Annotated in this window: 11 protein-coding genes; 1 reads left to right on the forward strand and 10 read right to left on the reverse strand. The window is 63.5% G+C overall.

Annotation, left to right across the window (positions count from 1 at the left end; translation table 11 throughout):
* The 5 genes from pdeM to FJ950_RS01620 all read right to left on the reverse strand — a co-directional run bounded on the left by pdeM (position 1) and on the right by FJ950_RS01620 (position 5,993).
* Positions 1 to 717 carry a ligase-associated DNA damage response endonuclease PdeM gene (gene pdeM, locus FJ950_RS01600; RefSeq protein WP_015319321.1) on the reverse strand — a complete coding sequence of 239 codons (717 nt, stop codon included), beginning with the start codon at positions 715 to 717 and terminating at the stop codon, positions 1 to 3.
* Positions 714 to 3,248 (reverse strand): ligase-associated DNA damage response DEXH box helicase, encoded by a 2,535-nt coding sequence (locus FJ950_RS01605; RefSeq protein WP_140614755.1) that lies wholly within the window; start codon positions 3,246 to 3,248, stop codon positions 714 to 716. Before FJ950_RS01605 ends, pdeM begins: the two co-directional genes overlap by 4 nt.
* 68 nt (positions 3,249 to 3,316) lie before the next feature.
* Complete coding sequence (locus tag FJ950_RS01610) at positions 3,317 to 4,177, reverse strand: NlpC/P60 family protein (RefSeq protein WP_140614756.1); 861 nt, start codon at positions 4,175 to 4,177, stop codon at positions 3,317 to 3,319.
* A gap of 29 nt (positions 4,178 to 4,206) precedes the next feature.
* Positions 4,207 to 4,557, reverse strand: coding sequence for a MarR family winged helix-turn-helix transcriptional regulator (locus FJ950_RS01615; protein WP_023773016.1), 351 nt, complete (start codon positions 4,555 to 4,557; stop codon positions 4,207 to 4,209).
* 71 nt (positions 4,558 to 4,628) lie between these two features.
* On the reverse strand, positions 4,629 to 5,993 hold the full coding sequence (locus FJ950_RS01620; RefSeq protein WP_140614757.1) for a leucyl aminopeptidase family protein: 1,365 nt from the start codon (positions 5,991 to 5,993) through the stop codon (positions 4,629 to 4,631).
* A 126-nt stretch (positions 5,994 to 6,119) separates the two neighbouring features.
* Between FJ950_RS01620 and FJ950_RS01625 the strand changes: the two genes are divergently transcribed.
* Complete coding sequence (locus FJ950_RS01625) at positions 6,120 to 6,950, forward strand: tetratricopeptide repeat protein (RefSeq protein ID WP_140615415.1); 831 nt, start codon at positions 6,120 to 6,122, stop codon at positions 6,948 to 6,950.
* An 89-nt stretch (positions 6,951 to 7,039) separates the two neighbouring features.
* On the opposite strand, the gene FJ950_RS01630 is transcribed toward FJ950_RS01625, so the two are convergent.
* Genes FJ950_RS01630 through FJ950_RS01650 form a run of 5 tightly spaced genes read right to left on the reverse strand, consistent with a single transcriptional unit; the run spans position 7,040 to position 12,712 of the window.
* Positions 7,040 to 8,056: a type II secretion system F family protein gene (locus tag FJ950_RS01630; protein ID WP_015319327.1), complete on the reverse strand. Its 1,017-nt coding sequence runs from the start codon at positions 8,054 to 8,056 to the stop codon at positions 7,040 to 7,042.
* A 9-nt stretch (positions 8,057 to 8,065) separates the two neighbouring features.
* Entirely contained in the window at positions 8,066 to 9,079 is a 1,014-nt protein-coding gene (locus tag FJ950_RS01635; protein WP_015319328.1) for a type II secretion system F family protein, read from the reverse strand.
* Between the two features lie 29 nt (positions 9,080 to 9,108).
* Positions 9,109 to 10,620 (reverse strand): CpaF family protein, encoded by a 1,512-nt coding sequence (locus tag FJ950_RS01640; RefSeq protein WP_140614758.1) that lies wholly within the window; start codon positions 10,618 to 10,620, stop codon positions 9,109 to 9,111.
* 23 nt (positions 10,621 to 10,643) lie between these two features.
* Entirely contained in the window at positions 10,644 to 11,933 is a 1,290-nt protein-coding gene (locus tag FJ950_RS01645) for a CpaE family protein (RefSeq protein WP_140614759.1), read from the reverse strand.
* A gap of 47 nt (positions 11,934 to 11,980) precedes the next feature.
* Positions 11,981 to 12,712, reverse strand: coding sequence for a CpaD family pilus assembly protein (locus tag FJ950_RS01650; protein ID WP_140614760.1), 732 nt, complete (start codon positions 12,710 to 12,712; stop codon positions 11,981 to 11,983).
* Between the last annotated feature and the right edge of the window lie 13 nt (positions 12,713 to 12,725).

Genomic DNA, 12,725 nt, shown 5'->3' on the forward strand with positions numbered 1-12,725 from the left:
TCAGCCTGGCCGCAGCATCGAGTGCGAGATGGCGAAGATGCGCTCGGTGCCGAGCATGTAAGCCATCAGCGACTCCAGGCGAAACAGCCCGGCATAGGCGCGGTCGAGCACGTTGAGCGAACCGGTATAGGCGCCGAAGGCCGGCATGATCATGCGGCCGCCATCGCCGGCAAAGCAGCGCCTGCGCACCGAGCGGCCTTGTTGCACGATACGGGCGCAGGGATGGAGGTGGCCCGATATTTCCCCCTCTACCCTCACCTTCGATGGCTCATGCCGGAACAGCAGCGAGCCTATGGCCAGTTCCCGCACGGTCTCGCCAGGCAGATCCGCCGGCGCTTCGGGGTCGTGATTGCCGGCGACCCAGAACCAGTCACGGCCTGCCATCTGCGCTTCCAGCCGTTCGCGAAAGCTCGAATGCATGCGCGCGGCGCCGCCGCCGTCGTGGAAGGAGTCCCCCAGGCTGATGACGATCGACGGCTGGTAGTCCGATATGACCGCCTGCAGCCTGAGCAGGGTCGCGCCAGTATCGTAGGGCGGGATGAGCGTGCCGCGCCTTGCCAGGGACGACCCTTTCTCCAGATGCAGGTCCGAAACCGTCAGCAGCTTGAGCTCGGGGAAATACAGCACGCCGCGCGGATCGCAGACCGCGCGCTCGCCCGCGATGCCGACGAGATCGGCCTCGGCGATCAGCGATGCGCGCGCCAGCGAAAAACTCATTCCTCAGCCATCCCGGGCCCCATGGCCTCTTCGACCAGTGTCGCCGCATCCATCAGCAGCGTTTCATCGGCCTCGCCGTTCACTGGCATCTTGCCGATCTCGAGCATGATCGGCACGGCAAGCGGCGATATCTGTTCGAGCGCCTTATGCATGATTCGACCCTGGATGCGCGAGAGCATGTCCGCAAGTCTGCTGACATCGAGCAGGCCGGTCGCCGCATCGGCACGCGTCGCCTGAAGGAGGATGTGGTCCGGCTCATGGCTGCGCAGCACGTCGTAGATCAGGTCGGTCGACACGGTGACCTGCCGGCCGCTCTTCTCCTGGCCGGGGTGGCGTTTTTCGATCAGGCCCGAGATCAGCGCGCAATTGCGGAAAGTGCGCTTGAGAAGCCAGCTGTCGGCCAGCCAGGCTTCGAGATCGTCGCCCAGCATGTCCTGGTCGAACAGCGCGCTCAGTGAAGGTTTCCTGGCTTTGAACATCGCGCCCATGTCGCCCAGCGACCATATGGCCAAGGCATAATCAGTGGCGACAAAGCCGAGCGGCCTGACGCCCGCCCTGTCGAGGCGACGGGTGAGCAACATGCCAAGCGTCTGGTGCGCCAGCCTGCCCTCAAAGGGATAGGCGACCAGATAATGGCGATTGCCACGCGGAAAGGTCTCGATCAGCAAATCGTCGCGCTTGGGCAGCATGGATTTGTCCGACTGGAACCGCAGCCAGTCGGCCACCTGCTCCGGCAGCTTCTTCCAGCGCTGCGGATCGTCCAGCATGATGCGGACCTGCTCTGCGAGGTAGGTCGAGAGCGGGAATTTGCCGCCGCCATAATAGGGTACCTTGGCGTCGCTGCCGGGCGCGTTCGACACGAAGCACTCATTCTCGCGGATGCCCTCGAAACGCAGCACCTTGCCGGCGAACATGAAAGTATCGCCATGCGTCAAGGTCTCGAGAAACGCCTCCTCGATCTTGCCGAGCACGCGGCCACCCTGCGACGCCGCCCCTTTGCTGCCGGCCTTGACGTAACGCACGTTGAGCGCGGGCACCTCGATGATGGTGCCGACATTGAGCCTGTATTGCTGGGCGACGCGCGGATTGGAGACGCGCCACAGCCCGTCCTTGTTGAGGCGGATGCGGGCATAGCGCTCATAGTTCTTCAGTGCATAGCCACCGGTGGCTACGAAATCGATGACACGGTCGAAGGTCGGCCGATCGAGGCCGGCATAGGGTGCCGCCGTTCGTACCTCCTCGTATAGGTCATCGGCGCGGAACGGTGCGCCGCAGGCGCAGCCGAGCACATGCTGGGCCAGCACGTCGAGCCCGCCATTGACCAGTGGCGGCGTATCCTGCGCGCCGAGATAATTGGCGTCGAGTGCGGCCCGGCACTCCAGCACCTCGAAACGGTTGGCGGGGATCAAAATCGCCTTGGACGGCTCATTCATGCGGTGGTTGGCACGGCCGATGCGCTGTGCCAACCGGCTGGCGCCCTTCGGAGCACCGACATGCACGACCAGATCGACATCGCCCCAGTCGATGCCGAGATCGAGCGTCGATGTGGCGACGATGGCGCGCAGCGCGTTCTCGCCCATTGCCTTCTCGACGCGCCGGCGCTGGGCGACGTCGAGCGAACCATGATGCAAGGCGATCGGCAACGTGTCCTCGTTGACGCGCCACAACTCCTGGAACAGCAGCTCCGCCTGGCTGCGTGTGTTGACGAACAGCAAGGTCGTCTTGTGGCGCTTGATCTCGCGGTAGATTTCCGGCGTGGCGTAGCGCGCCGAGTGCCCTGCCCACGGCACGCGCTCCTCGGAATCGAGGATCGAGATTTCGGGCTTGGCACCACCCGTCACAGTGATCAATTCCGCCATGTCACCCGGTGGGTTCTGGCTGACAAGCCAGCGCCGCAACTCGTCCGGCTCGGCCACCGTCGCCGACAGGCCGATCGTCTGCAGGCCAGGGACAAAGCTGCGCAACCGCGCGAGGCCGAGCGCCAAAAGATGGCCGCGTTTCGACGTCACCAGCGAATGCAATTCGTCGAGCACGACATAGCGCAGATCCTCGAAGAAGCGTCTCGCGTCGCCTGCCGCGATCAACAGCGCCAGTTGCTCCGGCGTGGTGAGCAGAATGTCGGGCGGCGCAAGCTTCTGGCGCTGGCGCTTGTGGGCGGGGGTGTCGCCGGTGCGCGTTTCGATGGTGACGGGCAGACCGATCTCCGCGACCGGCTTGCCGAGATTGCGCTCGATGTCGACGGCCAGTGCCTTCAACGGCGAGATGTACAGCGTGTGGATGCCGCGCCGCGCCTGGCCTGGTTTTCGCTTCGGCCTGACGGCCAGTTCGGTCAGCGACGGCAGGAAGCCGGCCAGCGTCTTGCCGGCGCCGGTCGGCGCGATCAGCAGCACCGATTGCCCGGCCTGGGCCTTCGCCAGGAGCTCTATCTGATGCGCGCGTGGCGACCAGCCTTTCTCGCCGAACCATTTCAGGAATGGCTCGGGCAGGACGACTGCGGCATTCTGGTCGGCGAGGCGGGGCTCAACTGTCACGCGCCAGAGGTAGCGCGGCGACAGGCAATCGCCAAGCAGATTCGGAACAAAAGGGGATCGAAAAAGCCTTACGGGCGCCGGAACCCTGTAGGCCCGCCATAGAGATAGCCGATGCGGGCGATGGCTTCCTTCAGCCCTTCGCGCGACACAAGCATGGTGTGGCCGTTGGCGTGGATCATGGTTTCGGCGTCGGTCATGATGGCGACATGCCCCTTCCAGAACACCAGGTCACCACGTCGCAGCCCCGAAAAATCAGGGCCCGGCCCGAGCGGCTCGCCGATCGAGGCGGCCTGCATGTCGGAATCGCGCAGCACATTCTTGCCGGCCATGCGCATGGCCAGTTGCACCAGGCCGGAGCAATCGATGCCGAAGCCGGAAACACCGCCCCATAGATAGGGCGTGCCGAGAAATGTCTCGGCCACGGACACATAGTCGCCGGCCACTTCGCCGATCGGCTGCAAATGGCCAGCGATCACGGCTTTACCGGAGGGCAGCAACGCATAGTGCGTACCCCGTGTTTCAGCGGCACCCGTAACGGTTACGGTCGATCCCATGGACAATTGCCCGGCAATCGGAAAGCGCAGGTCCGGACCGGGATAAAGAAACGTGCGTGGCACCGAAACGATATGAGTGGACGCATGGTCGCGCCCGCCCAGCATGGCAGCGGCGACATAGCCGACATAGCCATCGCGTTCGCCCTGGACCCAGGCCCAGCCTTCGGTTTGCTCGAAGACGAGGACATCGTCGCCGAAGAGGAACTGCGTGTTGATGCCGGCGTCGGGCCGCGGCCCCTTGCGCAGATCGGCCACCGAGGCGGCAATCCGCGCAGGCCGGCCGGCGACGAAACGGTCGGCCGTCACCTCGCCCTTCAGCCGCGCATCGGCAAGATCGGAGCGAAAGGCGTGGAGGCGGGCGTCCCTGGCAGTCAAATCGTCAAATCCGGTCAAATGGAAATCGGTTACATCGGCAGTTCGTGGGCCTTGGCGATGATACCATCTCCGAAGCGCTCGACAAAGAGCGCGCCTTCGACGGTGCGCTTGATCAGGACGTTGCGCTTGTCGAGCTCGTCGCGATGGCGCGACACCAGTTTCAGCGCGCCCATCGTGTCGAGCGCGCGCGTGATAACCGGCTTGGTGACGTTGAGGCGGGCGGCGAGCCCGCGCACGGTGTGCGGCGGCGGATCGAGGTAGATGGTGAACAGGATCGCCGTCTGGCGCATGGTGAGATCAGGCGCGTCCTCGCGCACCTGCGACAGCATCACTTGCTGCCACAGTCGCAGGGCCTGGCTCGGGCGCATCGCAATCGACATCGCGCCAGCATGACGGCAAATTGTTTCGGTTCCGTTTCAGTTCTCGAAATCGCCGACTCTGCTTGCGGCAATCAGCCATAGCGCGTCGAGATGATCCGCTCCAGCGCCCGGATGCCCTGCGCCTCACCGCCGGCCGGGCCATGCGGGCGATCGGCGGGGTTCCAGGCGAAGATGTCGAAATGCGCCCAGCTTGCCGTCTTCTCGACGAAGCGCTTGAGGAACAGCGCCGCGGTGATCGAACCGGCGAAACCATCTGATGTGACGTTGTTGATGTCGGCTATCTTCGACGACAGTTTCGCGTCGTAAGGCCGCCATAGCGGCATGCGCCACAGCGGATCCTCGACCGCCAGCGCCGCCGCCGCCAGCTCCGAGGCAAGCGCCTCGTCATCGGTGTAGAAGGGCGGCAGGTCGGGGCCAAGCGCGACGCGGGCGGCGCCGGTCAGCGTCGCCATGTCGATGAGAAGCTGCGGCTCCTCGTCGTCGGCCAGCGCCAGCGCGTCCCCCAGCACCAGCCTACCTTCGGCGTCCGTGTTGCCGATCTCGACCGTGATGCCCTTGCGGCTCGCCAGCACGTCGCCCGGGCGGAAAGCGTTGCTGGCGATCGAATTCTCGACCGCGGGGATCAGCACGCGCAGCCGCACATTGAGCCCGGCGGCCATGATCATCGAGGCCAGGCCCAGCACATTGGCGGCGCCACCCATGTCCTTCTTCATCAACAGCATGCCCGATGACGGCTTGATGTCGAGCCCGCCCGTGTCGAAGCAGACGCCCTTGCCGACCAGCGTCACCTTCGGCGCGCCCTGCCGCCCCCAGGTCATGTCGATCAGACGCGGGGCATCGGACGAAGCGCGGCCGACGGCATGGATCATCGGGAAGTTCTGTGCGAGCAGGTCGTCGCCCTTGATGACCGAGACTTCGGCCTTGTGAGCCCCAGCCAGGATCCGCACCGCCTTCTCCAGATCGTCCGGTCCCATATCGTTGGTCGGTGTGTTGACCAGGTCGCGCGTCAGGAAAACACCATCGACGACGCGGCGAACGCGCTGCGCATCGACACCGGCCGGCAGCTCGAAGCGCAGCGCCTTGCCCGGTTTCTTGCCGTAGCGGGCAAAGACATAACCGCCGAGCACGATTGCAAGAGCCGCCAATTCCGGCTCCGCGGGCATGGAGGCAAAATGCCAATCGCCCTCCGGCAAGGTTTTCGCCAGCGCACCGACGGCAAGCGCGCCCTCGCTCTCACCGAGGCCGAACATGGCGCCGCCAAGCGCTCCGTTCTCGCCTGGCAGGACCAGCGTCCTGCCAGCCTCGCCGGAAAAGCCGTTTGCCTTGGCCCATGCGACAATAGACGGCGACAGACCGGCTGCCTCCAGCCCATCCCTGGCGACCAGATGGATTGGCAGCGGGTTCTTCGGCTTGCTCTCGACCAGTTCAACGGACATCAGATGTTTCTCCTGCCGAGTTTGCGAGTCGGCGCGTCTTAACCCTCCGTTAGGGTTAACAGAATATTTCTGCTGGAGGGAAGATGGTCACGCAATGGCCACGCATGAATGGAGGCCCAGGTGCCGATGCCGACCAACCGCACGATAGACATCCGGGGAAAACGGCTCATTACCACGGCATTCATGCTAGCGCTCGCGGCGGGCGTTGCCGGTTGCGCGACCGACAAACTCACCACAGGCTCGATCGGACGCACCAGCGGCAAGCCGCTGGAAACGATGTCGGCGGGAGAATTGCACAACGCCACGGCCGCACTTGGCCAATCCTACGCGAGGAACCCCAACGACAAGCGGATAGCGACCAACTTCGCGGCGGCGCTGCAGATGGACGGCGATGCCGACCAGTCGCTTGCCGTGATGCGCAAGCTGGCGATCGCCTACCCCAAGGACCGCGAAGTTCTCGCCGCCTATGGCAAGGCATTGGCCGCCAATGGCCAGCTCGAGGCAGCGCTCGACGCCGTGCGCCGCGCACAAACGCCGGAATACCCCGACTGGAGGCTGGTGTCGGCGGAGGCGGCCATCCTCGATCAGGTCGGCCAGAAGAACGAAGCGCGCCAACTCTACCGCAAGGCGCTTGAACTCAAGCCGAACGAGCCATCGATCCTTTCCAATCTCGGCATGTCCTATGTGCTGGAAGGGGATTTGCGCACCGCCGAGACCTATATGCGCTCTGCCGCCCAGCAGCCGAATGCCGACAGCCGGGTGCGTCAGAACCTGGCGCTCGTTGTCGGGCTGCAAGGTCGCTTCGACGAAGCCGAGAAGATCGCCTCGCAAGAACTTTCCCCCGAACAGGCACAGGCCAACGTCGCCTATCTCCGGCAGATGCTGGCCCAGCAGAACGCCTGGAGCCAGCTCAAGGATCAGGACAAGGCGAAAACGGCGAAAACCGCCACCAACTGATCGTCGCGCGCGGCGCCCGATCGCGCCAAACGAAAGAGCCGCGTGGCATTTTCCGCGCGGCTCTTTCGCTTTGGATTGTGCGGATTCGCCTACTGGGTGCCGTTGCTTTGCGACTGGCCGAAGATGCCGCGCTGGCTGACCTGGATGCCGGCAGGACCCAGGATGATGGCGAACAGCACCGGCAGGAAGAACAGGATCATCGGCACGGTGAGCTTGGGCGGCAGCGCGGCGGCCTTCTTCTCGGCCGCGTTCATGCGCATGTCGCGGCTTTCCGCGGCAAGCACACGCAGTGCGAGCGCCACTGGCGTGCCGTAGCGCTCGGCCTGGACGAGCGCCTGTGACACGGACCTGACCGATTCCAAGCCGGTACGGCTCGCAAGATTCTCGTAAGCCTGCTTACGTTCCTGCAGGTATGAGAGCTCGGCGTTGGTCAGGATGAATTCTTCCGCCAGGGCCACCGATTGCGCGCCGATCTCGTCGGCGACCTTGCGCAGGCCGGCTTCCACCGACATGCCGGATTCCACGCAGATCAGCATCAGGTCGAGCGCATCCGGCCACGCCAGCTGGATCGACTGCTTGCGCTTGGTCGCGCGGTTGTTGACGTAGAGGACCGGCGCATAGAAGCCGCCATAGGCAACGAGGATGCAGACGAAAAGCCGGATCACCAATGGCTTGTCGGGCAACCCTCCGAGCACGAAAATATAGAACAGACCCAGCGCGAAACCGACAAAAGGAAGCACCAGACGGAAGAACAGAAATCGCGTTAGCGGATTTTGCCCGCGAAAGCCGGCGACCTTCAGCTTTTGCAAGGTGGACTCGTCGGCCAACGCACGGCGCAGATCGAGCCGGTCGACAATGTTGCGCATACCGACCGACTGCTGCTCGCGCAGGCCCTTGCGGCGGCGATCGGCCTCGTTCGCAAGCCGCGCGCGCTGCTTGGCGCGAAGCTCGTCACGCTCCAGCGCGACCGACTTCATGCGCGCCTTGAGCTGGTTTCCGCCAAGGGCCGGCAGCAGCGTAAAAACGGTTGCGAACACGGCGACAGCGACCAGCATCGCAATCAGGAGGCTGGGATCCGTCAGTGATTTGATGACTTGTTCGGTCATGCCACGGCCCTAGACTTCAAAATTCATCATCTTGCGCATCACGAAGATGCCGATCGACATCCAGATGCCGGAAACACCGAGGATCAGATGGCCGACGCTGGTCGTGAACAGCGGCATCAGGTAGTTGGGACTGGAGAGATAGACGAGAAAGGCAACGATGAAAGGCAAGGCGCCGATGATGGCGGCGGATGCTTTCGCCTCCATCGACAGGGCCGCGACCTTGGCCTTCATCTTCTTGCGGTCGCGCAAGACGCGCGAAAGATTGCCTAGCGCTTCGGAGAGATTGCCACCGGCTTGCGACTGGATCTGGATGACGATGCCGAAGAAGCTCGCCTCGGTGCATGGCATGGTTTCGGGCATGCGCAAGGTGGCGTCGGGGATCGACAGGCCCATCTGCTGCGAATCGACGATGCGACGAAACTCGGTCTTGACCGGTTCAGGGGATTCGTTGGCGATCAGGCGTATGGCATCGTTCAGCGGCAGGCCGGACTTGACCGCCCGCACGATGACGTCGAGCGCGTTTGGAAATTCGTTGAGGAATGACTTGACGCGCCGGCTACGACGAAAAGAAACGAACCAACGCGGCAGGCCAAGCGCTCCGGCGAGCAGCACACCGGGCAAGACAATCATCGGCGCACCGGCCACGAACGCGACCACCGTCAGCGCGAGGCCGCAGATGGCCGAATAGATATAGAAACGTTCGATCGACACCTTCATCCCAGCCTGGCGAAGCTGCGCTTTCAGCGGCGGCTTCTTGACGGCGATGTCCTTGGATTTCTGCTTTTCGTCGAGATCCTTCAGTGAATCCTGCACCGATTTGCGGCGCTTGGCGGCGTCGGCCGCCCGGTCGCGGGTGGCCTTGACGACGGAACGGTCCGTCTCGGCGGCCTTGATCGTTTCCAGCCGCCTGCCGGCCTGTTTCTCGTTGCTGATCTGGTTGAACAGAAATACATAGGCGACCGCGCCGGCGCTGAAGCCGGCGAGTACGACAAACGCCAGTACGGTGCCGTCAATTCCAAACATCGACCAGAACCTTCACGCCTGTGAGTGCGTCAGTCAGCACGTTTCTCCATGGCCTCGAGCGCTATTGCGAGGCGCTGCTCTTCGCCGTAGTAGCGCGCGCGTTCCCAGAAATGCGGGCGGCCGATGCCGGTCGAGACGTGTTCTCCCAGCAGCCTGCCGTTGGCGTCCTCGCCCTTGATGTTGTAGAGGACGATATCCTGGGTGATGACGACGTCGCCCTCCATCCCGATCACTTCGGTGATATGGGTGATGCGGCGCGATCCATCGCGCAGGCGTGCCGCCTGGATGATGACGTCGATGGAGCCGACGACGATTTCGCGCACGGTTTTCTGCGGCAGCGAATAGCCACCCATGGCGATCATGGATTCGATACGGTTCAGGCATTCGCGCGGGCTGTTGGAGTGGATCGTGCCCATCGAGCCGTCATGGCCCGTGTTCATCGCCTGAAGAAGGTCGAAGACCTCGGGTCCGCGCACTTCGCCGACGATGATGCGTTCAGGCCGCATGCGCAGGCAATTCTTGACCAGGTCGCGCATCGTCACCTCGCCCTCGCCCTCGAGATTGGGCGGACGCGTTTCCAGGCGCACGACATGCGGCTGCTGCAGCTGCAGTTCGGCCGAGTCCTCACAGGTGATGATGCGCTCGTCGCGGTCGATGTAGTTGGTCAGGCAGTTGAGCAATGTCGTCTTGCCGGAGCCGGTGCCGCCCGAGATGACGATGTTGCAGCGGACACGGCCGATGATCTTGAGAACTTCTGCCCCTTGCGGAGAGATGGCGCCGAACTTGACCAGCTGATCGAGCGTCAGCTTGTCCTTCTTGAATTTGCGGATGGTGAGCGCGGTGCCATCGATAGCCAGCGGCGGCGCAATGACGTTGACGCGCGACCCGTCGGGAAGACGAGCGTCGCAGATCGGGCTGGATTCGTCGACGCGGCGGCCGACCTGGCTGACGATGCGCTGGCAGATGTTGAGAAGCTGCTGGTTATCGCGAAACCGAATGCCGGTCTGCTCGACCTTGCCGTTCACTTCGATGTAGACGTTCTTGGACCCGTTGACCATGATGTCGGCGATGTCGTCGCGCGCCAGCAACGGCTCGAGCGGCCCATAGCCAAGCACGTCATTGCAGATGTCCTCGAGCAGTTCTTCCTGCTCGGCGATCGACATCGCGAAGTTCTTGATCGCGATGATGTCGTTGACGATGTCGCGGATTTCCTCGCGCGCGCTTTCGGGATCGAGCTTGGCGAGCTGCGACAGGTCGATCGTATCGATGAGAGCCGAGAACACCTGGCTCTTGGTGTCATAGTAGGTTTCGCTCTTTTCGCGGCCCCTCCTCGGTTCCGGCGCCATGGGTGGCGCTTCGACCGCGCGCCTGGCCGGCGGCGCGACAGGTGCGCTCGGCTGAGGTGTGGCCGCGGGCCGGGCAAGCACCGCGGTGTCGGCCGGACCCGCGGCGGCCGGCGCAATCGTAGCCGGTGCCGATGCCGGCTGGCGGAATTCCGGCGTGAACCGGTTGCCGTCGTCGTTGCCTCTTTTACCGAACATGACCGACTACCGACCCCATTGCGTCACTTCTTGTTGCGCGAGAGCTTGCCGAGCAGACTGCCCAGGCCAGCTTTCTTCTTCGCCCGGATTTCGCTGCGGCCCGTCAGCACATGGGCAATCTCGTTGATCGTGGCCACAACCGGATTCTTGGCATCCATCTCGCCCAGCATGCGCCCGTTGTTTGCGGCATTGCCGAACAGCAGGGGATCAAAGCCGATGACCGACATTGGTGTCAGGCCGAGCGGTTCGGCGAAATCGGATGCCGAGATCTCGGGCCGCTTGGGCACGCCGGCCTGGTTGATGATCAATTTCGGCGGCGGGTCGTTCGGACGAAGCCGCTTCAACATGTCGACCAGGTTCTTGGTGTTGCGCAGATTGGCCAGTTCCGGAGTCGCCGTGATGACGATCTCGTCAGCCTTGACCAGCGTGTTCTTGGCCCATCCCGTCCAGACATGAGGAACATCGAGCACAAGCAGCGGCACGCTGCGCTGCGCGGTATCGACAAGTTGCGCGAAGGCATCGGGATCGAAGTCGTAGACGCGTTCCAGCGTCGAGGGCGCCGCAAGCAGCGACAGGTGCTCGGCGCATTGGGTCAACAGCCGGTCGAGATAGACTTCGTCTATGCGCTCGGGCGAGAACACCGCCTCGGCAATGCCCTGGGCCGGATCCTGGTCGAAATTGATGTTGGCGGTGCCGAAGGCGAGATCGAGGTCGGCGACAACGACCTCGGATTTGAACAGCGAGGACATTGCCCAGGCGACGTTGTGCGCGATCGTGGAAGAGCCGACGCCACCCTTGGCGCCGACGAAGGCGATCGTGCGGCCGAGCGGTTCGGCATCCGGATCGACGAAGATCGACGACACGACGCTGACAACGTCGGCCATCGACACCGGCGCGATGACATATTCGGAGATGCCGGAACGGATGAGTTCGCGATAAAGGCCGACATCATTGTAGTGACCGATCACCACCACTTTCGAGGATGGATCGCAGTATTCCGAAAGCTGGGCGAGCTGCTCCAGCAATTGCTTGGGTTCGCTGCGCGATTCCAGCAGGATCAGGTTCGGTGTCGGCGCCGACTGGTAGAATTCGATTGCGGTGGCGACGCCGCCCATATGGACCTTGAGATGCGCCTTGGTCATGCGACGGTCCTCCCCGGCGCGCTGGACCGGATTGGCTACGCCCTCGGTCTCGCAGAATGCCTGGATCGAAATGCGCGGAACCGGCCGCAACGCCTGCATCGCGGCGACGTCCTGCGGCGAGGTATCGCCGCCCTCGACGGTGGCGTCATAGGCAAGGCTGCTCATGGTCATGCTCTTTCCGTGGCCTGTTCCTGGCGTCGCTTCTTTCCGAAGGCGGCTTAGTAAGTCACTTCCGAGTTGCCGAGGAATTCATCCGAAATGCCCCTGTCTTGGTAGACACCGATGGCTTTGCTGCGATTTGCCGCATCAATGGTGGTAGACTTGCGCGGCCCGAGAAGGTCGGCCGGATTGGCCATCTGGGCGGCCAGATTGTTCTGATAGGAGCAGCCGAAATCGGCGTAGTGCTTGTTTTCCGAGGTGTCCACCAGGTCATCGGGCCAACGCCCGCATTTGTCGGTCTGTGCCCTCACCGCGATATAGGAAACGCGAACCGGGGCTGAGGCCTCGCTCGATCCAGCCTGATAGGAGACCACGACGATCCGGTTGCGCTTGATACCGGCGGCGGCCGCGAGCCGGGCGAAATCACGGCCGGCCGCCGTCGCGGCGACTTCGTTGGCGGATCCGCTTGGAATCTGGATCGTCAATGTCGGAGCGGCAGACTTGTCGTAGCCGTCGAGGAACCCCAGGAGCGTGTCGCGCTGCGCGCCGGTCATGCCACGGTCACCGGCACCGACGGGAAGATCGATCTTCTGGTTCTTCTCCGCGATGACGATCGGATGATTGGTGCGATAGTCGTCGGGGATGGCGCCGACGGTAATGCTGTCGCGGTGGGCGCAACCGGCCAGGAGAGCCGTCAACGCTGCCGCGAGGATCGGAAGGACCCGCAGGCCCGTTCGAGAACGGCCGGAGCGCATCGCCATGGTCTTTGCCTTCAATACTGACTGAGACATGTCCGCTTTCCCG

The organism is Mesorhizobium sp. B2-3-14 (genome assembly GCF_006442175.1).
In the GTDB taxonomy this organism is placed as follows: domain Bacteria; phylum Pseudomonadota; class Alphaproteobacteria; order Rhizobiales; family Rhizobiaceae; genus Mesorhizobium; species Mesorhizobium australicum.